Annotated in this window: 17 protein-coding genes and 4 pseudogenes; 8 read left to right on the forward strand and 13 right to left on the reverse strand. The window is 70.4% G+C overall.

Annotation, left to right across the window (positions count from 1 at the left end; genetic code table 11):
- The first annotated feature begins 44 nt into the window (after positions 1–44).
- Both ACFWWU_RS07765 and ACFWWU_RS07770 read left to right on the forward strand, forming a co-directional pair.
- Entirely contained in the window at positions 45–1,025 is a 981-nt protein-coding gene (locus ACFWWU_RS07765; RefSeq protein WP_384140670.1) for a carbohydrate ABC transporter permease, read from the forward strand.
- On the forward strand, positions 1,022–1,963 hold the full coding sequence (locus tag ACFWWU_RS07770; RefSeq protein ID WP_384140453.1) for a carbohydrate ABC transporter permease: 942 nt from the start codon (positions 1,022–1,024) through the stop codon (positions 1,961–1,963). The genes ACFWWU_RS07765 and ACFWWU_RS07770 overlap by 4 nt, the downstream gene beginning before the upstream one ends.
- A gap of 103 nt (positions 1,964–2,066) precedes the next feature.
- On the opposite strand, the gene ACFWWU_RS07775 is transcribed toward ACFWWU_RS07770, so the two are convergent.
- Positions 2,067–3,098, reverse strand: a complete 1,032-nt coding sequence (locus tag ACFWWU_RS07775) for a LacI family DNA-binding transcriptional regulator (protein WP_384140673.1) — start codon at positions 3,096–3,098, stop codon at positions 2,067–2,069.
- 316 nt (positions 3,099–3,414) lie between these two features.
- Between ACFWWU_RS07775 and ACFWWU_RS07780 the strand changes: the two are divergent.
- Positions 3,415–3,769 (forward strand): annotated as a pseudogene (locus ACFWWU_RS07780) (transposase); the annotation flags it as partial.
- A 96-nt stretch (positions 3,770–3,865) separates the two neighbouring features.
- Positions 3,866–4,468, forward strand: coding sequence for a GNAT family N-acetyltransferase (locus ACFWWU_RS07785; RefSeq protein WP_384140456.1), 603 nt, complete (start codon positions 3,866–3,868; stop codon positions 4,466–4,468).
- 314 nt (positions 4,469–4,782) lie between these two features.
- Here the strand turns inward: ACFWWU_RS07785 and ACFWWU_RS07790 are convergent, their stop codons facing one another.
- Positions 4,783–6,081, reverse strand: a complete 1,299-nt coding sequence (locus tag ACFWWU_RS07790; protein ID WP_384140459.1) for a cellulase family glycosylhydrolase — start codon at positions 6,079–6,081, stop codon at positions 4,783–4,785.
- 609 nt (positions 6,082–6,690) lie between these two features.
- Between ACFWWU_RS07790 and ACFWWU_RS07795 the strand changes: the two genes are divergently transcribed.
- Positions 6,691–6,846, forward strand: a complete 156-nt coding sequence (locus ACFWWU_RS07795; RefSeq protein ID WP_384140462.1) for a DUF6131 family protein — start codon at positions 6,691–6,693, stop codon at positions 6,844–6,846.
- 630 nt (positions 6,847–7,476) lie between these two features.
- On the opposite strand, the gene ACFWWU_RS07800 is transcribed toward ACFWWU_RS07795, so the two are convergent.
- Both ACFWWU_RS07800 and ACFWWU_RS07805 read right to left on the reverse strand, forming a co-directional pair.
- Positions 7,477–8,358, reverse strand: a complete 882-nt coding sequence (locus ACFWWU_RS07800) for a potassium channel family protein (protein ID WP_384140465.1) — start codon at positions 8,356–8,358, stop codon at positions 7,477–7,479.
- A gap of 272 nt (positions 8,359–8,630) precedes the next feature.
- On the reverse strand, positions 8,631–8,834 hold the full coding sequence (locus tag ACFWWU_RS07805; protein ID WP_384140467.1) for a hypothetical protein: 204 nt from the start codon (positions 8,832–8,834) through the stop codon (positions 8,631–8,633).
- 212 nt (positions 8,835–9,046) lie between these two features.
- Between ACFWWU_RS07805 and ACFWWU_RS07810 the strand changes: the two genes are divergently transcribed.
- Positions 9,047–10,033 (forward strand): Ku protein, encoded by a 987-nt coding sequence (locus ACFWWU_RS07810; protein WP_384140470.1) that lies wholly within the window; start codon positions 9,047–9,049, stop codon positions 10,031–10,033.
- 36 nt (positions 10,034–10,069) lie between these two features.
- On the opposite strand, the gene ACFWWU_RS07815 is transcribed toward ACFWWU_RS07810, so the two are convergent.
- Positions 10,070–10,552, reverse strand: a complete 483-nt coding sequence (locus tag ACFWWU_RS07815) for a DedA family protein (protein ID WP_384140473.1) — start codon at positions 10,550–10,552, stop codon at positions 10,070–10,072.
- A gap of 301 nt (positions 10,553–10,853) precedes the next feature.
- Here ACFWWU_RS07815 and ACFWWU_RS07820 point away from each other — a divergent pair.
- Positions 10,854–11,220: pseudogene (locus tag ACFWWU_RS07820) on the forward strand (transposase); the annotation flags it as partial.
- A 20-nt stretch (positions 11,221–11,240) separates the two neighbouring features.
- On the opposite strand, the pseudogene ACFWWU_RS07825 reads toward ACFWWU_RS07820, so the two are convergent.
- From ACFWWU_RS07825 to ACFWWU_RS07860, 8 genes and pseudogenes are all read right to left on the reverse strand, one after another.
- Positions 11,241–12,197, reverse strand: a pseudogene (locus tag ACFWWU_RS07825) (PQQ-binding-like beta-propeller repeat protein); the annotation flags it as partial.
- Positions 12,198–12,780: 583 nt separating this feature from the next.
- Positions 12,781–13,650, reverse strand: a complete 870-nt coding sequence (locus ACFWWU_RS07830) for an alpha/beta fold hydrolase (protein WP_384140476.1) — start codon at positions 13,648–13,650, stop codon at positions 12,781–12,783.
- A 101-nt stretch (positions 13,651–13,751) separates the two neighbouring features.
- Positions 13,752–14,489 carry an SAM-dependent methyltransferase gene (locus tag ACFWWU_RS07835; protein ID WP_384140677.1) on the reverse strand — a complete coding sequence of 246 codons (738 nt, stop codon included), beginning with the start codon at positions 14,487–14,489 and terminating at the stop codon, positions 13,752–13,754.
- A gap of 18 nt (positions 14,490–14,507) precedes the next feature.
- Positions 14,508–15,698 (reverse strand): annotated as a pseudogene (locus ACFWWU_RS07840) (glycosyltransferase); the annotation flags it as partial.
- Positions 15,699–15,744: 46 nt separating this feature from the next.
- The gene (locus tag ACFWWU_RS07845; RefSeq protein WP_384140479.1) at positions 15,745–16,983 is read right to left on the reverse strand and encodes a glycosyltransferase; all 1,239 of its coding nucleotides are present in this window, start codon (positions 16,981–16,983) and stop codon (positions 15,745–15,747) included.
- 39 nt (positions 16,984–17,022) lie between these two features.
- Positions 17,023–17,820 carry a VOC family protein gene (locus tag ACFWWU_RS07850; RefSeq protein WP_384140482.1) on the reverse strand — a complete coding sequence of 266 codons (798 nt, stop codon included), beginning with the start codon at positions 17,818–17,820 and terminating at the stop codon, positions 17,023–17,025.
- Complete coding sequence (locus ACFWWU_RS07855) at positions 17,817–18,839, reverse strand: GNAT family N-acetyltransferase (protein ID WP_384140485.1); 1,023 nt, start codon at positions 18,837–18,839, stop codon at positions 17,817–17,819. Before ACFWWU_RS07855 ends, ACFWWU_RS07850 begins: the two co-directional genes overlap by 4 nt.
- A 62-nt stretch (positions 18,840–18,901) precedes the next feature.
- Positions 18,902–19,447 (reverse strand): carboxymuconolactone decarboxylase family protein, encoded by a 546-nt coding sequence (locus ACFWWU_RS07860; protein ID WP_384140488.1) that lies wholly within the window; start codon positions 19,445–19,447, stop codon positions 18,902–18,904.
- An 80-nt stretch (positions 19,448–19,527) separates the two neighbouring features.
- Here ACFWWU_RS07860 and ACFWWU_RS07865 point away from each other — a divergent pair, with 80 nt between their 5' ends.
- Positions 19,528–22,464: a BTAD domain-containing putative transcriptional regulator gene (locus ACFWWU_RS07865; RefSeq protein ID WP_384140490.1), complete on the forward strand. Its 2,937-nt coding sequence runs from the start codon at positions 19,528–19,530 to the stop codon at positions 22,462–22,464.
- Positions 22,465–22,772: the final 308 nt, after the last annotated feature.

A 22,772-nucleotide genomic window follows, 5' to 3' on the forward strand; every position in this document is an offset into this window, starting at 1 on the left:
CCGACATGACCCAGACAACCGACACCGCCCCCGGAGGCGCCGCGATGACCCGGCGATCCGCCACGGACAAGACAGACGAGGGAAGCAGTTCGCGCAGAGGACTCCGGCCGTCGCGCCGGCGCCGAGCCCCCGCGGCGGGACCGCCGCGTTCCTGGCGACGATCACCACTCCGCCGGATCACGCCCTGGCTCTTCCTGGCGGGCCCGCTCGCGCTGCTGATCACGTTCACGTACGTCCCCGTGGCGAGCATGATCTCGTACAGCTTCACCGACTGGGACGGGGTGAGTCCGGACCGGGAGAACGTCGGTTTCGACAACTACGTACAGATCTTCACGCGCCCCGAGCTCTTCCGGGTCTTCTTCGTCAGCGGCTACTACCTGGCGGCGTCCGTGGTGCAGATCGCGGTCGCGCTGTACTTCGCCGTGCTCCTCAGTTTCGACCTGCGGTTCAGGAACTTCTTCAAGGGGATCCTCTTCTTCCCCTACCTCGTCAACGGCGTGGCGATCGGCTTCGTCTTCCTGTACTTCTTCCAGGACGGCGGCACCCTCGACTCCGTACTGGCCTGGCTCGGGGTCAGCACCGACCACCCGTGGCTCGGCGATCCGACCTCCGCCAACGTCTCGCTCGCCGGCGTCTCGGTCTGGCGCTTCACCGGACTGAACTTCGTCCTCTTCCTCGGCGCCATCCAGTCCATCCCCGGCGAGCTCTACGAGGCGGCCCAGCTGGACGGTGCGAGCAGATGGAGGCAGTTCCGGCACATCATCGCCCCGAGCATCAAGCCCGTCATCAGCCTCAGCGTCATCCTCGCGATCTCCGGCTCCCTGTCCGTCTTCGAGATCCCCTACATCATGACCGGCGGTGCGACCGGCACCCAGACCTTCGTCATCCAGACGATCAAGCTCGCCTTCCAGTTCAACAAGACCGGCCTGGCCTCGGCCGCCGCCGTGGTGCTGCTCCTGATCATCCTCCTGATCACCTGGATCCAGCGCCGCCTCGTGCCCGACGACAAGGTGGACCTCGTATGACCCCCGACCGCACCGCTCCGGTCCCCGGCCGCACCGCCCCGGTCCCCGACCGCACCGCCCCGGTCCCCGACCGCACCGCGGACCCGGCTCCCGCCCGCGTCTCCCGGCAGCGGCGTCGCCTCCCCCTCGGGACCGTGCTGACCTATGTGTCGCTGCTCGCCGCCGCCGTGGTCGTCCTGCTGCCGCTGACCGTCGTCTTCCTCACCTCCCTCAAGACATCGCAGGAGCTCGACGACGGCGGTGCACTCTCGTTGCCGGGAAACTGGTTCAACCTCGACAACTACGTCACCGCGTTCACCGACGGCAACATGCTCATGGCCTTCGGGAACACCGCCTTCATCCTGTTCTTCTCCATCGGCGGCACGGTGATCATCGGCTCGATGACGGCCTACGCCGTGGACCGCTTCGACTTCCGGGCGAAGAAGCTCGTCATGGCCCTCTTCCTCGTCGCGACGCTCGTCCCCGCCGTCACCACTCAGGTCGCGACCTTCCAGGTCATGAACGGCTTCGGCCTGATCGACACCCGCTGGGCCCCGATCCTGCTCTACATGGGTACGGACATCGTCTCCGTGTACGTCTTCCTGCAGTTCATCCGCGGCATTCCCACGTCGCTGGACGAGGCGGCGCGGCTCGACGGCGCCAACGCCTTCACGATCTACCGGAAGATCATTTTCCCGCTGCTCAAGCCGGCGATCGCCACCGTCGTCATCATCAAGGGAATCACCACCTACAACGACTTCTACATTCCCTTCCTCTACATGCACTCCGAGGACCTCGGCACGATTTCCACAGCGCTGTTCCGCTTCAAGGGGCCCTTCGGAGCGCACTGGGAGGCGATCTCGGCCGGAGCGATCCTCGTCATCCTGCCGACACTGATCATCTTCCTGCTGCTCCAGCGCTGGATCTACAACGGTTTCGCCCAGGGCGCCACCAAATAGCCGGGTGGACCGTGGTGAGGGGCCGGGCCGTACGAGGGGCGGGGCCGTACGAGGTGACGGTCCGTACGAGGGGACGGGCCGGCCCCGCCCGCGTGTGGCCGTGTCAGGTGGGGGTCGGCTTCGGCAGCGGCGGGCAGGTGCTGGCCCGGGGCGTGAAGCGGGCGTGTCCCTCGCGGATGTCGCCGACCTCCTCCCCGTTGATGACGGCGAGCAGCGCGGTCGCGGAATGGGCGCCATACGCGGGGATGTCACGGGTGACGGCCGACAGCGTCGGACGGACCACCTGGGTCAGCGGCGACTCGTCCCAGGCGACGACCGACAGGTCGACGGGGATGGTCAGGTTCAGCTCCTGCGCCACCGAGAGCGCGGCGACCGCCATGATGTCGTTGTCGAAAACGATCGCCGTCGGCCGCTCGGGCGCGATCAGCAGGGCTCGCGCGGCACGCGCGCCCTCGTCTCCCGTGTAGTCGGTGTGGATCACGGTGGCCGGGGGGAGACCGGCGTCCCGGCAGGCGTCGCGGAGCGCGGCGTCACGGACGGCCGTGTGCGCGAGGTCGGCGGGGCCGGCGACCCGCGCGATCCGTCGGTGTCCCAACGTCGCCAGGTACCGCACGATCTCATGCACGCTTTCGGCGTCGTCCGACCAGATGGCCGGCAGGGCCCCGGAGACGTCCGGTGGTCCGATGGCCACCGCGGGGAGGCCGATGTCCTGGACGGCCTGGATCCGACCGTCGTCGGTCTGCAGGTCCATCAGGAAGACGCCGTCGACCCGCCGCTCGCCCCACCAGCGCCGACAGACCTCGATCTCCTGCTCCTGGTCCGCCACCATCTGCAGCATCAAGGCGTACGAACGCTCGGCGAGTACGGTCTCCACACCGCTGATGAACTCCATGAAGAACGGCTCCACTCCGAGGGTCCGGGCCGGCCGCCGGACGACGAGCCCGACCGCCTGAGCCCGCCCGCCGGTCAGAGCCCGGGCGGCGCTGTTCGGGCGCCAGCCCAGCTCCTCCGCGATGCTCTTGATGGAGGCGCGCGTGGTCTCCGACACCCCGGGCTGGCCGTTGAGCGCGTACGAGACCGCGACCTTCGACACACCCGCCCGACGCGCGATGTCCGTCATCGTCGGCCGCTTCACTGCCACCCCAGCTCCATCCTGAACCCTCGATACCCCGACCCTACCTTCACGAGGTGGGCGGCACGGAGAGACGAGGGTCGGGCTCGGTTCTCGATGCCTCAACTTCCCTTTCTTCTATGGCCGGTTGAACCCGTCGGCATCACTCGGTGGGTGCTCGCGACGGCTCCCTTGAAGTTAACCGGTTAATGAACCGCCGGGTGAGTGGCCCCGGCCGCGCCCGGTTCTTCTCGCGATTCCCTCCCTCCGAGCGAAAGGGAATTCCATGAGAAACCTGGCCACGGTCCTCGCCCTGGTCGGTGTGATCGTCGCCCGCCCGGCCGGTCTGAGCCACGCTCTGGGACGCTCACGTGGTGGCTTGGGTACGAAGGTCCACCTGGCCCAGTGACAGCCGGGCACGACCTCTGTCCATCCATGTCACTGCGGGCCAGGCCGGTGACGCGCCGGCCTTCGAGGCGGTCATGGCCGGAATCCGGATCCCACGAAGCGGGGTCGGCAGACCAAGAAACCGGCCCGCGGCTGTCCTCGCTGATCGCGCCTGTTCTTCCCGCGCGATCCGTGGGCATCTCCGTCGCCGAGGGATCCGGGCCGTCATTCCGCAGCCCGCGGACCAGGTCGGCCACCGCTTACGCCGAGGCCGCGCCGGAGGCCGCCCGCCTGGCTTCGACGCCGAGACATCATCCGGGCTCGTCGCTGACCAGACATGACGACGGGCCACTGAGCGGAGAAACGCGGTGGTCCCGGCCCGAAGGCACCCATAGCATCCGCCTATGACCGAGAACATCAGGCTTGCAGTCGACGAGCATGACGCAGAGGCTGAAAGGGAGCTTTCCTGGCGGGCCAAGTCCGTCGGCCTCGTAGCACTCGACATCGACGACGCCGAGCTCATGCACAGCTGGAGATCCGACCCCGTAGCCGCCTACCAAATAGGCATCTGGCCACGCTCACTCACCGCCATGCGCGAGCGCATCGAGCGCAACATCGAGGACGACGATCGCGACGACTTCCTCATCTACCCTTCCGGCAGCACCCCTGTCGGCTACATCGCACTGACCGGCCAGAACATCGTCAACGGCACGGCCCAGGTCGAGCTGATGCTCGCTGCTCGACATCGCGGGAACGGCCACGGTACCGCTGCCCTGGACGCCGTGGTGGACCTAGCCTTCGGCGAGCTCCCGATGTATCGGCTTACGGCGGAAACGCACACCGACAACGCCCCCGCGCTCGCCGTCCTTGCCAAGTCCGGTTTCACCCAGGAAGGGGTCAGCCGCAGCGCCTGCCTCCACCGCGGCCGCCGCCATGACCTCGCCGTGTTCTCGCTACTCCGCCCCGAGTGGGAAGAGCTGAACCGTCCTCGTGCCTGGGACGCCTGACCGGCGGAGCACTTGTCCAACACCCAGCCCATTCAGGCCCGAGCAATGGATCCGGCTCACCATCGACCTGTACGGCCACATCCGCACGGGAGCCTTGGGCTCGGTCACCGGGGACGTGGAGAAGGTGCTGGGCCGCCCGCCCCGCGACTTCACCGACTACGCCCGCACCGTCGCGGCACGAGGGGCATGGAAAACCTGACGCGCGACACGCAGGCGGTTGATCAGGCCGCCTGGCCGTAGCCGTCGGCCTCATCCGCTTCGCTCGCGACAGCCGGGTGCCCTCCTGTCCGCACGGACGGGAGGGCACCCTTCGCTCAGCGGTCGGCGGCGCTGCCGCGGACGACGCAGGAGCGGCTGTTCTCCCAGCCCCAGCCGTCGCCGTCGGGGTCGGTGGAGCCGTTGGCGCAGTACGGGTAGCCGTTCGGAGCCGTGCCGCCGGTGTCGCCGCCACCGGAGCCGGTGTCGGCGGCGCTGCCGCGGACGACGCAGGAGCGGTTGTTCTCCCAGCCCCAGCCGTCGCCGTCGGGGTCGGAGGAGCCGTTGGCGCAGTACGGGTAGCCGTTCGGAGCCGTACCGCCGGTGTCGCCGCCACCGCCCCCGCCGCCGTAGATCGTGGCCCGCGTGGAGGTGGAGGAGATCCCGTCGGCTCCGAGGAGGAACCGGTTACCCCAAGCCGTGAGCGAGTTCGCGTCGAAGCCGTTGACCATGTCGAGGTACTCGACGCCGTTGCCGTTGCCGCTCCACGACCAGCCGAGGTAGCCGACGCGCAGCGAGCGAGCCGTCGCCATGATGGCGTTCTCGTCGGGGTTGCCGTCGCTGTGCTGGTCGCCGAACTCGCCCACCACGATGGGGAGTCCGTTGCTGACGAAGTGGTTCAGGTAGCTCTGGACCTCGGCGGCCGTGTCGTACACGCCGTACATGTGGATGGAGAAGATGGTGTTGCGGTGCGGGTCGGCGGCGAAGACCGCGGCGGCGTTGTTCCGCATGGTGTTCGACCAGTCCTGGCCCCAGTTGGGGGCATCCACCATCAGCGCGTTCGAGATGCCGGCGTTGCGGAGCTTCCCGATGGCGTTCTTGGTGGCGTCGGTCCAGGCGGCGTAACCGCTGTTGCCGAAGGGCTCGTTGCCGATGTTGACGACGACGTAGTCCTCCTGGCCCTGGAGGGCGCTCTTGATGCCGACCCAGTAGTCGGCGGCCTTGTCGAGAGAGGCGGCCGCCCCGTCCTCTCCGTACCCGGTGGTGTCGTGCACCTCCAGCACGCAGATGACCTTGTTGGTCTTGCAGTCGTCGACGATCGACGTCACCGTGGACGCGTCGGTCCTGGCCCACCGGTCGCCGCTGCCGAGCACGACCCGGACGGTGTTGGCGCCCTTGGCGGAGATGTCGGCGATGGCGCCGGTCTCGCCGGGGTACCAGGCGTGGGCGTGGTTGACCCCGCGCATCACGAACTCGTTGCCGTTGGCCTCGTACACGCGGCCGTTACTGACGTGGATACCGGTGTCGGCGGCCTGAGCGGCTCCGGTGGGGCCGAGCACGGGCAGCAGAAGACCGGCGACGCCGGCGACGGCGCTCCCCGCTGACGTGAGCCACTTGCTGTGTGGCGACCTTGACATGCCTGTCCTCCAAAAGGGACGGAAAGGAGTTTCCTACCTGCGTCGAGAATCCTGGTCAGCGAAATGGACAACGTTGTCAGAATTCACGAACCGAGCCGCTGGTCTGCAAGTCGGGATTTCCCACCATGAGGCACCGAGCTCGGGGGGCGTGTCAAGGTAGAGCGTGGATTGAGTTTCGAAGACATGAATGAGCGGAGTCGGTTCAGTAAAACGCTGCTGAATGATGCGGCAGGGCACCCTTGACGGTCATACGGACGCGGGGCCTTTTTAGTGAACCGTTCTATCCAAGCTCCGCGTTGACGGGCCCCCGGGACCGTATATCGCCGCCGCACGACCGGTCGGTCATCGCCAAGGTCTGCGCCATGCGAGGACCTGCCGAGACCCCGCGCGCTCCACGGCTGACCCTGCACCGCCTCGGAGGGGTATCCGGTACGGGCCTTCCTGCGGTGACCTGTCAGAGAAGCCGGGAATGTACCGCCGGAACACCCATAGAGCCACGGGATTGCGGGCAGACGCGGTTCATAGGTGACGTGACACACCGGCGTCGCCCGCCGCGCGCCCGTGGCCTGACCACGAGCCCGGCACCCCGTCAAGAGAGCGAGGCACGCCATGATCCTCCTCGGAGTCATCCTGCTCGTCATCGGCTTCGTCATCGGCAGCTCCGTCCTGTGGACCATCGGGATCATCCTCGCGGTCATCGGCGCCGCCCTCTGGATCCTCGGATCCGTCGGCCACGCCGTGGGCGGCCGACGCCACTACTGGTAGCCGGGCGGCGCCGACTGCTTCCACCGGCTTCGACTCCGGGGAGCCACGCCGCCTCAGGTAGACGGACAGGACCACCATCGACTGCCAGTTCGGCAGCGTGCGGTTCCAGAACCCGGCCGAGCGGACGTACGCGTCCAGCCGGCCGGGTCCTGGAGCTGCCGCCGCTGCTCCTCGTCGTACGTGATCACGGAACGTCCGAGGGGCCTAGGCTGCCCGCGTTCGCCGCCGTCGGATGGACGAAGACCCGCGCTACGGCGGGCAGTTGATGGCCGAAGAGCCGCTCCGTCAGGTCAATGGGCGGCGGCACCGAACTCGGCGTGCTGCGTGCGCAGCGCGACGGCCGGTTCCTCCGGGGCGGTCTGCCCAGGAAGCGCCGGCGCGCTTCGGCGCGGGCCTCCCGCCATCAGCGTCCGGAACTGCTCGTCCGAGAGCCCGCCCCGGTCTCGGACCCCCCCGGCCCACGGCGTTCCCGTTCATCTGCGGGCCTCCTCCGGGCTCGTGGTGTCATCGCCGCGGCTGCCCGGGACGACGGCGGACAGACACGGAACCGGTGAACGGTTTCGCGGAGACCCCGGTGCGGCGGGGAACCGCGTCTCGGCACGATGCGGTATCGGCTCGGCCGCGGGCGTATCAGCGCCGCGTTCCCCTTGTGATGCTGTGCTCGGCGGCGTACGCGTCCAGGATGCTTCCCGTGCCTCCTTCGGTGTGGAGGAACTGCTCGTCCAGGATGGTCGCGAGATCGTGCAGTGCCGCGTCCAGGACTTCGGCGGCGAGGCCGACGTCGGGGTGCCGGGCCTTCGCCGCGTGCCTGGCGAGTTCGGCCGCGTAGCCGATCTGCTCGGCAAGCGACGCGCGATCGTCGACGTCGTAGAAGTAGTACGACTCGGGGTATTGCAGGAAGTCGATCGACACGGCACACAGGTCGGCGGCAACGCTGTCGAGGATGGCCACTCCGGCGTCGGAGTCGAGTGCCTCGGTGGTTGCGTGCGTGCGGCGTAGGTGAGAGAGGCGCAAAGCCAGGGTTCTGCGCCGGGCGAGCGCGGGGTAGAGGCCCAGCATCCAGGTCACGGTCGCTGACAGCAGGGCGAATCCGACCAGGGCCTCAAGCGGCGCGATGATCCGTAGCCAGCCCGTCGCGGGTGCGATGTCGCCCAGACCGAGCGTCGTCAGCGTTACGAGCGAGACGTACAGTGCGTCCACGGGTCCCGCGTGAGCGGAGGGCTCGAGCCCGGCGGGGTACGTGAACGACTCGGGCATGCGGGGCCAGTAGAACAGCGCCCATCCGACGGCGATGGCCAGCGCCCAGATGAAGACGACGCACACCATGCCGAGCGGGCCCGAAAGCCCGGCCGTCCCGCGACGGCCGCCGAGGTGACCGGAGAGTCTCCAAAGCGTCGTCATCACCAGCCTGCTGAGCCCGCCGTGACGCGTCGGATGCCACAGCGTGTGGAACACCTCGCGCAGGATGAACGCCACCAGAGCCACACCCAACAGCGACAGCGACCATTCCACTCGACCTCGGCCCCTTCGCTCGGTTCTGCCGCCCAGCGGGACTAATCACGGAGTCGGACACCATCCGTCGTATCGCTGACGGTAGCCCGATGGGACCTCGGCCCTGGGCTCGGCACGACGGTCGGCCGGTGACATCCACGGCCGAGACCGGCTGCGCGACGTCCGTCCACCCGCCCGTGAAGCCGGTCGCGACGCATGACAGGACCCGGCCGGGACGACTGCGGGCCCGGCCGGGTCCTGTGCATGGGGCATCTGATGCTGGGGCGAGTCGGTCAGAGCTGCTGGTCGCGCGTCTCGTCCTCGCGCCGCTCGCCGCTCATCTGCTCACGGGGCCGCTCCAGGTCCTCCGGGCCAGTGCCCCGGGTTCCCTTCTGGCCGACTCCGGGATGGACCGGGTCCTGGCCCGGGCGGCGCGTCCGCACCTGCTCCTCGCGGCCCTTGCCCGGCTTCTGACGCTTGTCCTGCATACCGCCCATGATGGCGACTCCTCTGTGATGCGTAGTGGAACTGGCTCTTTCACACTGACACAAGTCGTCACTCTGCGCACCTTGAGGACTACGCAGGGTATGTCCACCGGGTGAGGGGCGGGGACCGGCCTCGATCCCTGCTGCGCTTGCCGGCGTACGTGTGCGGAGGGACCGATCGGGAAGTCGCGTGGTGTGGGGGCTGCGACGAGGCGGTGGTGGTCATGGCGCGGCCGGTGTGGTCGGGAGTCCTGACGCTCGGGCTGGTGAGCGTGCCGGTCGGGCTGTACACGGCCACGGACAGTCACACCATCCACTTCCACCAGCTGCAGCGCGGCACCTCGGACCGTGTCCGCAACCGCCGGGTGAACGAGCGGACGGGCGAGGAGGTCGACGTCGAAGACATCGTCAAGGGCTTCGATGCCGGCGACGAGTACGTGCTCGTGGAGCCCCAGGAACTGGAGGAGATCGCCCCCGGCCGCTCCAAGGCGCTGGAGATCACCGGCTTCGTCGACCTCGACGACGTCGACCCGATCTTCTTCGACAGGACCTACTACCTCGGTCCGCGGGGCGCCGAATACGGCAAGGTCTACCGCCTGCTCGAACAGGCCCTGTCCCGGGCGAACCGGGCCGGCATCGCCACGTTCGTCATGCGGCAGCGCGAGTACCTCGTCGCGGTGAAGGCTGAGAACGGACTGCTGACGTGCCACACCCTCCACTGGGCCGACGAGATTCGTGATCCGAAGCAGGAGATCGCGAATCTCCCCGGTCGGCCGAGGACCTCCGACAAGGAACGGAAGATGGCCGACCAGCTCATCGAGACACTGGCCATCGACTGGGACCCCGAGGCGTACCAGGACACCTTCCGGGACAAGGTCGCCGCACTCATCGAGGCGAAGCAGGCGGGGGAGACCGTGGAGAAGGCGGAGCCCGCCTCCGAGGCGACGAACGTCGTGGATCTCACGGAGGCGCTGCGCGCGAGCGTCGAGAACGCGCGCGGCACCAAGAGCGGGCGTGGCAGGGCGGGCCGTCGCCACTCCGGGAAACCGGCCCGGCCGAAGCGTCGCACCCGCACCGCGCGGCGGTCCGGCGATGTCGGGGACCTCGGGGACCTCACCAAGTCCGAGCTCTACGACATGGCCTCCGAGGCCGGGATACGGGGGCGCTCCGCCATGACGCGTGACGAGCTCGCCAAGGCCCTCGCCGCCTGAGAAGCCCGCCAGGTCACCTGCCCCCGCGGGGCGGGCTCACGAATCGTCGGCCGTGGTGGCACCGGAGGGTGGGAGCGCCATCCTTCTGCGGTACACCACCACCCCGCACACCGTGAGGAAGAGGACCGCCACGGCGGACACCCCGAGGGCCGTCCGCTCGGCGAAGAGCCTTCCCAGCACTTCGAGCATGCCGAGCCCCACGGTCGCGTAGATCAGCGCCCAGGCCGCTCCGCCCACGAACAGGGCGGGGAGGTAGCGCGGCAACGGCATGCGCATGCTGCCCGCGAGGAAGTTGGCGGCGGTCTGGAACCCGACGGTCAGGAAGGAGACGGCCACCACCGGCGCGCCCCACCGCTGAATCGCCCGCTCGGCGCGCTGGAACTTCGCCGACGAGATCCGCTCGGCGAACCTGCTGCGCCGGGCACCGGCGCCGGCAAGCCACCCGACGGCGAACGTCCCTCCGGCGCGGAGCAGAACGATGACGTACAGGGCTCCGGCCGTGAGCGCGATCTTATTCACGAGGCCTCGTCCCGGGCGCCGGGCCGGAACCCGTCTCCCCTGTCACCCGCATGGGCGTCCGCCCCACCGGGCGTACGACGCGCACAAGCTCGGTCACCGTTTCTCACCTGCGCCCTGTCTCTGCCCGTTCCGTCCTCTGGGTTTCCGCCTGGGCACGGAACCCGAACTCGCACGCCAGGCAAGGTTAGCCTAACCGAACGCGCATGCGGCGGACGCGGTGGCTATGGGGCACCGGGCTAGGCCGTTTCCTTCGGATCATCTGATCGTTGGTTGATGTGTGTCGTTGTTTGGCGCGGATCGACGGTCCCGCGGCGGACTGACCACGAAGATCCACCTGGCCGCCGACAACCGCTGCCGGCCCCTGGCCTTCGTCATCACACCTGGCCAGCCGGTGACGCACCCGCGTTCCCCCAGGTCATGGGCCGGTTACGGGTGCCGAGGCCGGTCGGCAGACCGAGAGCGAGGCCGGACGTGGTCCTGGCCGACAAGGCGTACTCGTCCCGCGCGTCCGTTCCCACCTGCGCCGGCGCGCGATCCGGGCGGTGATCCCGCAGCCCGCCGACCAGGCGGCCAACCGCAAGCGCCTCGGTAGCCGTGGCGGCCGCCCGCCGGCCTTCGACCGCGAGGCCTACAAGCAACGGAACACCGTCGAGCGGTGCTTCAACAAAGGTTCCGGGGTCCGCCATCGTCAGCCTGCGGCGCGATAGAACTTCGATCCCACCACACCGCCGTACCGATCGATCTCGTACGGCGCCGCGCCGGCAGACGTCTGTCGGTCCTGTCCCGTCGTGCCGTCCAGGACGATCGGCTCGTCGCCGACCTCCCCGTACACGGCACCGTGCCAGAATCCGCTGACCTTCGGCACCTTCCGTCCGGAGCCGCCGGGCAACGTCCATCGCTGCTGCACAGAAGAGGCGTCGAACACGGTGATCCTGCGGTCGGCCTCCCCGTACCCGTACGTGGAGCACAAGACCAGGGACTGTCCGTCGTGGCGGCACCGCCAGCCGCTGCCGTCGAGCGCCGCTCGCTGCTCACCGGTGACCGCATCCACGACGAGTGTCTTGCCGTTGAGGGTTGCGCTCAGCAGCCGCGGCGCGGCTGCGGCCGGCTCCCGCGCCTCTGCCACGGTCCACCGCTGTTCGCCCGTGGCCGCGGCAAGTCCCAGCAGCCTGCCTTCGCCGAACCCCGTACTCTCGCCACCGGCAACGACACCGTCGGCCAGGGTCACCGCGCTGAACTTGGGCTTCTTCCAGCGGACGGTGCCCGTGGAGAGGTCAACGGCATACGTGGTGCCGGCCCCGGTGACGAGCGCTGTGGTGGCATCGACTCCGATGATCCGCGGCGCGCTGACCGAGGTGGCGTCGACAGCGACCTCAGCCGACCACGCCGTCTTGCCGGTAGCCGTCTCGACGGCCAGTACCTCGATCACGACCCGGTCGGGCGTTGTGCCTTCGCCCTTCACGTTCCTGGCCCAAGCCGCGTGCACGGTTTTGCCGTCAGCCGACACGAGGGGAGCGGTGCGGTTGCTTCCGAAACCGCCCTTTTCCGCGGGGTGCTTCGTCGTCGCCTCCCACCGCGGGTCACCGGTCTCGGTGTCGATCGCCTCCAGTCCCTCCTCGGCGGTGACGTAGGCAACCCCGTCGGCAAGCGTGACCGCGGGCCGTGTCGCGTCCCCGCTCGCCGTACTTGGCTACTCGGCATCCGGGAATTCGACCGCGGACCCTTCGAAGCGCACGGGCGGGTCGAACACCGGACGGCTCGGCTTCCCGGAAGCCGCCTGGGACTGTTCCGGGGACTTGCCAGGCGCCTTCGCATCCGATGAGCCGCCGCCTCCACAGGCGGCCAACGCCGTTGTCGCCAGCGTCAGTCCCACCGCAACAGCGGCCCATCGTCTCGTTCTGCCCGTCCGGCCCATCGCTCCCCCTGCTCATGGTCTGCGTGATCATGACGACCATAGCGACTGGGCTCCCGGAGACAGGACAAATTCTCCAAGCACCCGACAGCGGACCTGTACGAGACGAACCAGGCCGTCTCGAAGCCACCACAAGGCCCTCATAGTCTGGTCAGTGGTGATCCGAAAGAAGCGCCCTAGCCGGGGAATGGTGGGCGCGCGGTCGGTGAATCCGGCCGGCTCACCGACAGCGTAGGCCCCTGCCGGTGCGGCAGGGGCCTCGCTCTGGCTGATCGGCCCCCCTCGCCCCCTCGGCCCCTCGCCCCCTCGCCGCCGATCAGGCCCGAGCGGACGCGGCAGGGAGCGTGGCGAGTTCGCCCAGGACCCGGGCCGCCGGCGCGGGGTCGACCAGCCACTTCAGGTGACTGCCCTCCAGTGTGCGGACGTCGTACGGGTTGTCGGGCGTCAGCTCGTCGCCCTCGCGGATCAGCCGGTCCTGAAGGGCGAGAGGCAGGCTCGCGTCGTCGGCCAGGCGGATGTAGGTCTTCGGGACGCGGCCCCAGGTCGCGGCCTGCGCCCGGTCGGCGGAGCCGCCGGCGTCCAGGTTCTCGTCGGGCTGGAAGGTGTTCAGGAAGGTGAGGAACTGCTCGTCGGTGCCGTCGGCGAGGAAGGCCGCCTTGAACGCCGCGAGCGAGTCCGGATTCGCCGTGCGGAAGTTGACGCGGAGCAGGCCGAGGTCGGCGGGGTTTCCGGCCAGCGCCGATGCGAAGGCGGCGGGGTCGACCGTGGCCATCTCCGGCTCGGCGTAGTAGTCGTTGACGTCGAGGTGGACCGGGCACCAGGCCGAGACGTAGACGACGCGGTCGATCAGATCCGGGCGAGCGTTGGCCGCTGCCGTGGCCGTGATGCCGCCTCGGCTGTGGGCGACGACGATCACGGGTCCGTTCCGCTGGGCCCGTTCGAGGATCCCGATCAGGTGTGCGACGTTGTCGGCGAGCGTGACGCCCTTGATCGAGCCGGGCGCGCCGGCGAGCCCCGCGGGGTCCTGCGGTGACTGATAGGCGCGGGTGAACGTCGCCTGGAACCCGTGCCCGGGCAGGTCGACGGCGACCGAACGGTGCCCGAGGAGCCCGAGTTCGGCCTGAAGGGGCGCGAAGGAGAAGGAGTTCGCGAAGGCTCCGTGAACCAGTACGAAAGTCGGTTGCATCTGTGTACTCACTTTCCGGCCGTCGCGGTTCGGCGTCGGCCATGGCGGGGCCCCGGCGCGGCGAGCGCTCGGTGCATGGGCTAGCGGGTGGCGTCGCGCGATCAATCCGATGTCCGGCGCAGGACCAGGCAGAGGAAGCCGAAGCTGTCCCGGTATCCGTGCAGCCACTGCGAGCGCTGAGCTGTGGCCGTCTCCAGTACCTGTGTGCCCGCCGGATCGGCAGGGTGGTCCAGCGCCCATGAGGCCAGCGAGCCCCAGCAGGCCCACTCGTAGGCGTCCAGCTCACCGCGGGAGCTGACATGGCCGTGGACAGGGGTCCATCCGTCGGCGACGACGCGGTCCACCGTGGTCGCCAGGTCGGCGAGGTCACCGAACATCTCGACGGCCGCCGGCGAAGGGGTACGTTCCCAGAACGACTCACCGATCAGCACGCGGCCTCCGGGCGCCAGGTGCTTGCGGGCCGCCGCGAGGGTGGGGAGAAGACCGCCGAAGGCATGCGTGGCGCCGACGCTGACCACCAGGTCGAACGGCTGGGCGGAGACGAAGTCCGCGGCCTCCTGCCGGTGCAGGACCAGGCGCCCGTCGACTCCGAGTCCGCTCGCCGCTTGGCGGGCCTGCGTCAGGGAGACTTCGGAGACGTCGACGCCCTCGGCGTGCAGGTGCGGGCGCGTGGCCAGGGCGCGCAGAAGCCATTCCGCTGTGCCGCATCCGAGGTCGAGCACCCGCTCGTCGCCCCGCGGGAGGCCGCGTTCGAGCAGTCGGCTGACCGAGTCGTCGTCGAGCGGCGACTTGATCGGGTGGTCGGCGTGGGCGATCAGGGAGATCTGCTCGCGGCTCATCGGCGCGGTGTGGCCCGCGTCGAGGAGCAGCTTCGCGGCCACCGCCGCCCCGTCGGTGCGGATCGTGCCGGCGACGGCCGTCGCCCGTGCTTCCGTCTCGGGGGTCAGGGCCGTCCTGAGCGCGGCCGACAGGGACTCGAAGGTCGGGGTCGGGCCGTCGTGTGCCGCGCCGATGCCCAGCTCGGCCACGCGGGCGGCCCAGTGCGGCTGGTCCACGAACTGGGGTACCACCACCTGGGGTGCGCCGGCTCGGGCGGCGGTGGTCGTGGTGCCGGCGCCGCCGTGGTGGACGACGGCCGCGACCTGGCGGAACAGGGACTGGTGGTTGACGTCGCCGACGGCGAAGCAGTCGTCCGAGTCGTCCACCAGCCCCAGGTCCGCCCAGCCGCGGGAGACGAGCACCCGGCGGCCCTGCGCACGGGCCGCCTCGACAGTGATCCGGGCGATGTCGGTGGCCGTGCTCATGGGCATGCTGCCGAAGCCGACGTACACCGGTGGCGTGCCGGCGTCCAGGAACGCCTCCAGGTCGGCGGGCAGGGGGCGCTCGTCGGGCAGGATCCACGCGCCGGTCTGTACGAGGTCGAGGTCGGTCAGCTGCTGCCACGGGCCCAGGACCGGGTCCACCGCCAGCCACGGCCGTTCGGTGAAGACGTGGTCGCGGACGTTGTCCACCGGTGCGAGGCCCAGTGCCGCGCGGTGGGTGTTGAGGGGCTGGAGGTACAGGGCGTTGACCTTCTGGGCGTCCAGGTCCCACAGGGCCTGGTTGTCGGTCATGTCGGGCGGAGCCGGCGGGCCGGGCCGCGGCGACGGCCGGTAGTGCGCGGAGGGCATCTCGAACGGGTGGAAGCCCACGTACACGTACCGGATGCCCAGCTTCTCGGCCACCGAGCGGGCACCGGCCGGCATCAGACCGCTCGCCACCAGCACGTCACAGCCCTCGGCCGCCTTGCCGACCGTGTCGAAGTGCGCGGCGACCAGCTCGGCCGCGAACGCGGCGGCGTCCGACGGCGGCGCTCCCGTCCGCAGCGCGCGCACGTCCCGCCCGAAAGGCACCACCTCCGCGCCGACACCGGCCAGCAGTTCCGCGAACTCCTCGTCCGGCGGTGCGCACACGCGTACCTCCGCGCCGAGACTCCGCAACTGCGCCGCCAGTCCCGCCAGCGGCACGATGTCGCCGCGCGATCCGTACGCCATCAACAGCACACGCATGTCGTGTTTCTCATTTCCGTGGTCGTGTCGTGTCGGGTGGTGGTGATCATCGGGGGGTGGCAGGGCGGCGGTTCGCCGCATCCGTGAGCAGTCTTGCCGCCAGCGTCGCCCCGTCGGTACGGACCGTGCCGGCCACGGCCTTCGCCCGGCTGCCGGTCTCCGGTTCCAGGGCTGACCTGAGCGCGGCCGACAGGGACTCGACGGTCGGAACCGGGCCGTCGTGGGCTACGCCGATGCCCAGCTCGGCCACCCGGGCGCCCCAGTACGGCTGGTCCGCCAACTGGGGCACCACCACCTGCGGAGCGCCGGCCCGAGCGGCCGTCGTCGTCGTACCGGCACCGCCATGGTGGACGACGGCAGCCACGCGTCCGAACAGCTCCTGATGGTTGACCTCGCCGACGGCGAAGCAGTCGTCCCGGTCGTCGACGAGGCCCAGTTCCGCCCAGCCGCGCCCCACGAGGACCCGGCGGCCCTTCGCGCGGACCGCCTCGATGGCCACCCGTGCCGCCTCCTCACCTGCACGCACGGCCATGCTGCCGAACCCCACGTACACGGGCGGCGCGCCGGCATCCAGGAAGGCCACCAGGTCCGCCGGGAGCGGCCGTTCGTCGGGCAGCACCCACGCGCCGGTCTGTACGACGTCGAGGTCCGGCGTCTCCCGCCACGGGTCGAGCACCGGGTCCGTCGCCAGCCACGGCCGGTCGCCGAAGCCGTAGTCGCGGACGTTGTCCACCGGGTGCAGGCCCATCGACACCCGGCTGGTGTTCAGCGCCTCACCGAACAGCGCGTCGATGCTCTGGGCGTCCAGCTCCCACAGCGCCCCGTTGTCGGTCACCTCCGGCGGGAACGGCCGCCCGGGGTATGCCAGCGGCGGGCGGTGCGGCGAGGGCAGGGTCAGCTGCTGGAAGATCGCGGATACGCAGGCGATGCCCAGCTTCTCGGCCACCGACCGCGCACCGGCTATAGCCGGCATCGCGCCCGTCGCCACCAGCACGTCGCACCCCTCTGCCGCCGCGGGCATCACCTGGCACTGACTGGCGATCAGTTCCGCGGCGCGCTGCGGCAGATTGCCCTTCGACGGCGGCGGAGCCGCGGTCGTCAGCGCGCGTGCCGACTTTCCGACACCCACCACGGACACACCGACCCCGGCCAGCCGCTCCGCGAAGTCCTCGTCCGGCGGCGCGCACACCCGCACCTCCGCGCCGAGCTCCCGCAACCGCACCGCGAGCCCCACCAGCGGTTCGACGTCCCCACGTGAACCGTACGTCGACAACAACACGCGCATGTCGTGCATCTCCTGTTTCGATCAGCTGTGTCTCTTGAGTTACCGGGCCCAGGGCAGTTCACGGGTGCCCTCGGTGCCGGGTACGGAGGCGACCCCGTCGGCGGGCATCGAGACGTGAGCCGTGGCCTGTTCCGGTGCGTGGATCCGGCGGAGCCGGTCCGGCGGCAGGATGAGGGTCTGGCCGGCCGTGACCTTCTCCGTACGGCCTCGGCAGGTCACCTCCAGCACACCCGCGGTGACCGTCCAGACCTGCTCACGGCTGATCGAGTGCTCGGGGCCGGTGGCGCCGGCGTCCATCGTGACCGTCCAGGTGCTGAGTTCGGTGCTGCCACGGCTGGGTGCCGCCAGACCGGCCATGGTGGCGTTCGGGGAGACGGTGACGTGGTCGGCGGAGGGCGTGATCACGATTACGGCGGCGCTCTCGTCGGCGGCCGGATCGGCGGCGTGGGCGGTTGCCGAGGCGGCTGCCCATTCGACGAGCTGGACGACGACACCGTTCGGGTCGGTCAGCTGGAACAGCCGCTCGCCCCAGGGCTCTTCGCGCAGCGGCATCGTGATGGGGGCGCCCGCGGCGCGCAGCCGGGCTTCCTCCGCCGCGAGGTCGGTGACGGTGAGCGCCAGGATCAGCCCGGCCGCCCGCTGGTCGCGCTGCTCGGGCGGCAGGACGTCGGTGCCGCGGCGGAGCAGGACGACGTCGACGGCGGCGTCCCCGCGCGTCAGGGACACGAAGCCGTCGTCGGCCATGGCCACCTCGTAGCCGAGGTGGCCGCACAGGAACTCGCGGGAGGCGTCCACGTCGGCGACGGTCAGGGAGAGGGTGGAAGAGGAGACGTTCATGAGAGAACCTTCGTCGAGTGAGTCGCGGACACGTCGAGCTGGAGCTCGCGCGTGCGCCGGTAGGAGCGGAACCCCAGTCGGTGGTTGACCGCCAGCATGTGGACGTTGTCGTCGGCGTTGTCCGTCTCGATCTCGACGACGCCGGGGTGCTCGGCGCGCAGCCGACGGACCATGGCCGCCTTGACCCACAACCCCAGCCCGTGGCCGCGGTGTGCGGGAACGACCGCCGTGTCGTACTGCTGGACCCGCGGCGCCGCTCCCTGGGGGATCAGGATCTCGGTGTAGCCGGCCATGGTGCCGCCGTCGTGCACGGCGGCGACGGTCAGCAGCGTGTCCCCGCGGTCGGCGATCACCGCCGCCATGGCGCGAACGCGGTCCGCGTCCCACGCCACACTGCCGTAGTCCAGGTCTCCGACGGGCATGTCGTTCATCGCGTTCTTGGCCGCGGCGAAAGCTTCGGCCAGCTCGTCGGGAACCGTACCGGTCCAGCCGGTCAGCCGGTAGCCGGGGTGCTCGGCGTCGGCGATCCGGAGCAGGCCGGACCGGTCCGTCTCGTCGAGGCGCAGCAGGAGGTGATCCAAGGTCAGTGCCCGGCGGAAGCCCCACCGTTCACTGAACGCTTCGCCCGGACCGTCGGCCGCGGCCGTGGTGATCAGGCTGCGCCGGTTCTCGGTGCGGCAGGCTGCCACGACCGCCGACAGCAGGAGGGAACCGGTTCCCAGACGGCGGTGAGCGGGGTCGACGTGGAGTTCCAGTTCGGCAAGGTGCTCCTGGCCCGGAGAGGTGAACACCCGCAGGCCGGCGACTCCGACCGGGACGCCGTCCGCACCGGTGGCCAGCCAGGACAGCCGGTGGCTGCCCAGAGCGGGCCGGGTGAGCTGGGCGTGGATCTGCCCGGCGTCGGGGGTCGGTACTCCGGGCAGGTCGTGGGCCGTCGAGGCCGCGACGACCCGATGCCATGCGATGGCTTCGGCGGCCGAGACGTGCTGGAGCGGATCGAGGTGTACTGATGTGGTCAAGGTGAGGGCCTTCGTGGTCGGTTCGGTCGTACGGCGGGAGGGGCGCGAGGGCGCGAGGGCGTTCAGTCGGTGTGGCGCACGAGCGGCCAGTCGATGTCGACTCGGGCGGCCGTGGCGAGGTAGTTGGTGAACACGTTCAGAGCGACATGGGCGACGATCTCGACGATCCGCCCGTCGGACAGGCCGGCGCGCCGGGCCGCGGCCAGCTGCTCGTCGGTGACGGTCCCGCGCTCTCGGACCAGCGCGGCGGCCAGATCCAGGACAGCGGCGGTCCAGGGGTCGTCGGCCTCGCCCCGGCGGGCCCGGGTCGCCTCGGCCGCACTCAGCCCGGCGGTTCTCGTCCCGCGGAACGCATGCACGGACAGGCAGTAGTCGGACCCGTTCTCCTGCGCCACCAGCAGCGCGATGCTCTCGCGTACGTCCGCCGGCAGGGCTCCCTCCGCGCTCAGGGCGGTGACGACGCCCACGTACCCCTTCAGTACGGCCGGGCTGTTGGCCATCACCCTGGCCAGGTTGGGGACGACCCCCAGGGCCTGGTGCGTGGCAGTGAACAGGGCCGCGGTGTCACCGGTCGCCGTCTCCGGTTCGACGGTGTGGAGTGCTTGCATGCCGGTAACCCTGCCGGTTGATCTTGATACATTCCCGATGCTTCCTCGATGCACCCGATGGCGACCCCTGGAGTGACGGCATGCGGTTCACGATCCTCGGCCCGGTGGAGGCCGTGGCTCCCGGTTCGGACGCGCCCGGCCTGGCACCCCGCCATCGCGCGGTGCTCGCCTACCTGTTGCTGCACGCCGGGGTGGCGATCAGTACGGATCGCCTGATCGACGCGATGTGGGGGCCGCTGCCGCCGGACTCCGCCCGCGCCCAGATCCAGACCACGATCGCCGCGATCCGACGGATGCTGCGCGCTTCGGAAGCCGACGGGATGCTGGCCACGCGGCCGGCCGGGTACGTGATCACCCCCGAGCCAGGACAGCTCGACCTGGACGAGTTCACCAGCCTGATGGCCAAGGCACCGGCCGGCTCCGACGACCCGGGGGACACCGCGGCGGACCGGATACGTGCCGCGCTGACCCTGTGGCGGGGAGAGCCGCTGGCCGACATCACCGCCCACTACGTCCAGAGCGCCAGAGCACGTCTGAACGGGCAGCTGCTGACCGCCGTCGAGCGCCTGGCCGAGGTGGAACTGGCCCGGGGGCGGCACGACGACCTCATCGACGAGCTGTCCGTCCACGCGGCGGCCAACCCCTTGCGGGAACGGCTCTGCGGCCAGCTGATGCTCGCCCTGCACCGCGCCGGACGCCAGACCGACGCGTTGCACGTGGCGAGAACCTTCCGGGCGACCCTGGCGGAACAGCAGGGACTGGACCCCGGCCACGCGTTCAGCAAGCTCGAAGAGGACATCCTGCGGGACGCCCCCGATCTGCGGCCACCCGTCACCGCGCAGACGAAGCCGCAGGGGATCAACTTCCTGCCGTACGACGTCCCGGACTTCACCGGACGCGAAGGCGAGCTCGACGGGCTGATCCGCCTGTGGTCGGGCGACAAGGGCGGCGTCGTCACGATCTCGGCGATCGACGGGATGGCCGGCGTCGGCAAGACGACGCTCGCGGTCCACGCGGGGCACCGCCTCGCCGACCACTTCCCGGACGGACAGCTCTTCGTCGACCTGCAGGCGCACACCGCCGGCCAGGCGCCGCTCGACGCCGGTGCCGCGCTCGAGGTCCTCCTGGGCCAACTCGGCGTACCCGGCCCGCACATACCCGCGTCGGTCGCCGATCGCGCCGCGCTGTGGCGGTCCGAACTCTCCGGCCGCCGCGTGCTGGCGGTGCTGGACAACGCCCTCGGCGCCGACCAGGTACGCCAGTTGCTGCCCGGCGCCTCCCGCACCCTCGTCCTGATCACCAGCCGCCGACGGCTGACCGACCTCGACGGGGCCCACGCCCTGTCCTTGGACGTGCTGCCCGCCGCGGACGCCGTGGAGTTGTTCACGGCGATCGTCGGCGCACGGGCGGACGCCGAACCCCTGGCCGTCCTCGACGTCCTGCAGTTGTGCGGATTCCTGCCGCTGGCCGTCCGCATCGCCGCCGCCCGCCTGCACCATCGCCCCCGCTGGACCGTCGCCTACCTGGCCGGCCGGCTCCGCGACCAGCGCCGCAGACTCTCCGAACTGGCCACCTCGGAGCGCGGAGTGGCAGCGGCGTTCACTCTGTCCTACGAGCAGCTGACCCCGGATCAGCAACGGATGTTCCGGCTCCTGGGGCTCCAGCCGGGCCGTGACATCAGCCCCGAGGCGGCAGCCGCGCTGGCCGACCTTTCGCTCGACGAGGCCGAGACACTCCTGGAAGACCTACTGGACGCCCACGTCCTGACCCAGCATCAGCTGGGCCGCTACACGTTCCACGACCTGCTGCGCGAACACGCCCTCGCCACCGCGGCCGCCCAGGACCCCCTCGCCGCCCAGCGCGAGGCCCTCGGCCGACTGTTCCACCACTATCTCCACACCGCGAGCACGGCCATCGACCACCTCTACCCCCAGGGCAAGAACCGCAGGCCGCGCATCCCCGTGCCGGACACCCCGTCCTACCCCCCACAGGACGAGGCCGAGGCGATCACCTGGCTGGACAGCGAACGCGCGAACCTCATGGCGGTCGGCCAGTACGCGGCCGAGCACGACTGGTTCCCCCACACCAGCCAACTGGCCGCCACCTTGCACCGCTATCTGCTGGGCCACGCCCACCAGGCCGACGCGCTGGCCCTCCACGACCTGGCCCTGCGCGCCGGCCGCCGGAGCGGCGACACCGCCGCCGAAGCACGCACCCTCCTCGATCTCGGCGAGGTGCACTTCTGGTGGCACGGCGCCTACGAGCAAGCGGCCGAGCACTACCGGCACGCCCTGGGCCTCGCGCGCGAGGTCGGCGACCAGATGGCCGAGGCCCGCGCGCTTCAGAACCTCGGCACCTCGGCCACGCGGCGGCGAGAATACGACCAGGCCCACGACTACTGCGCGCAGTCCCTCGTGCTCTTCCGCGAGCTGGGCGACCGCGGTGGCGAAGCCAGATGCCTGACCGACCTCGGCATCCTCCACGAACGCGAAGGACGGTACGAGGACGCCCACGAGCACCATCGGCAAGCGCTGCACGTGCACCGCGAGACGGGATCCCGCATCGGCGAGACGGTCGTGCTGAACAACATCGGGCTGCTGTACCAACGGGAAGGCCGCTACGACGAGGCGCGGCACCATCACCGCCAGGCCCTGGAGCTGAGCCGCAGGTTCGACTTCCCCGGAGACGAGGCCGAGTCGTTCAACGCCCTGGCGGAAGCCGCCCGGTCCATGGGCGACCTCGCCCAGGCCGCGGCCGAACACGACACCGCGCTGACCCTCGCCCGCGAGTTCGGCTACCGCCCCGAGCAGGCCCGCGCCCATGACGGCCTGGCGCACGTCCACCGCGACCTCGGCCGCGTGGACCTCGCCCACGACCATGCCCGACAGGCCCTTGACCTCTACACGGCCCTCGCCGTCCCCGAGGCCGACGAGATCCGCACCTTTCTCACCGGGCTGCCGCCGACCGCGAACGAGCCCGAACCGCCGGAGGCGTCCACCTCCGACCAGCCGTCCTGAACGCCGTCCGAAGCCGCACCGGGCGCCTGACCACAGGCGTGGGGAGGGCGCCGGGAGCCACTGGCCGCCGCGGCCCTGGTAGCCGGCCTGCTCCGCGACGGCCCGGCGGGCCGGGTCGGTGACCTCCCGCTCGACCGGTTCCCGCAGGAGGAGCAGGTGCGTGCGCAGCGGCCGCGCCGTCACCCGTTGTCACCGTCTCGCCAGGACGGAGTGACACCCTCGGCCTAAGCTGATCGGGTGCTGTCCGGTCCGCCTCACCCCCGGTGCGCAGGTGCCCCGCGTGTGGTGGACCGCGTGTGGTGGACCGG

Origin of the sequence: Streptomyces sp. NPDC058650, from assembly GCF_042717315.1 — a bacterium.
Taxonomy (GTDB): domain Bacteria; phylum Actinomycetota; class Actinomycetes; order Streptomycetales; family Streptomycetaceae; genus Streptomyces.

Coding starts and splice junctions, on each gene's coding strand:
- ACFWWU_RS07765 (WP_384140670.1), top strand. CDS start 45: ATGACCCGGCGATCCGCCACGGACAAGACAGACGAGGGAAGCAGTTCG.
- ACFWWU_RS07770 (WP_384140453.1), top strand. CDS start 1,022: ATGACCCCCGACCGCACCGCTCCGGTCCCCGGCCGCACCGCCCCGGTC.
- ACFWWU_RS07785 (WP_384140456.1), top strand. CDS start 3,866: ATGACCGAGAACATCAGGCTTGCAGTCGACGAGCATGACGCAGAGGCT.
- ACFWWU_RS07790 (WP_384140459.1), bottom strand. CDS start 6,081: ATGTCAAGGTCGCCACACAGCAAGTGGCTCACGTCAGCGGGGAGCGCC.
- ACFWWU_RS07795 (WP_384140462.1), top strand. CDS start 6,691: ATGATCCTCCTCGGAGTCATCCTGCTCGTCATCGGCTTCGTCATCGGC.
- ACFWWU_RS07805 (WP_384140467.1), bottom strand. CDS start 8,834: ATGGGCGGTATGCAGGACAAGCGTCAGAAGCCGGGCAAGGGCCGCGAG.
- ACFWWU_RS07810 (WP_384140470.1), top strand. CDS start 9,047: ATGGCGCGGCCGGTGTGGTCGGGAGTCCTGACGCTCGGGCTGGTGAGC.
- ACFWWU_RS07830 (WP_384140476.1), bottom strand. CDS start 13,650: ATGCAACCGACTTTCGTACTGGTTCACGGAGCCTTCGCGAACTCCTTC.
- ACFWWU_RS07835 (WP_384140677.1), bottom strand. CDS start 14,489: ATGAGCCGCGAGCAGATCTCCCTGATCGCCCACGCCGACCACCCGATC.
- ACFWWU_RS07845 (WP_384140479.1), bottom strand. CDS start 16,983: ATGCGCGTGTTGTTGTCGACGTACGGTTCACGTGGGGACGTCGAACCG.
- ACFWWU_RS07850 (WP_384140482.1), bottom strand. CDS start 17,820: ATGAACGTCTCCTCTTCCACCCTCTCCCTGACCGTCGCCGACGTGGAC.
- ACFWWU_RS07860 (WP_384140488.1), bottom strand. CDS start 19,447: ATGCAAGCACTCCACACCGTCGAACCGGAGACGGCGACCGGTGACACC.
- ACFWWU_RS07865 (WP_384140490.1), top strand. CDS start 19,528: ATGCGGTTCACGATCCTCGGCCCGGTGGAGGCCGTGGCTCCCGGTTCG.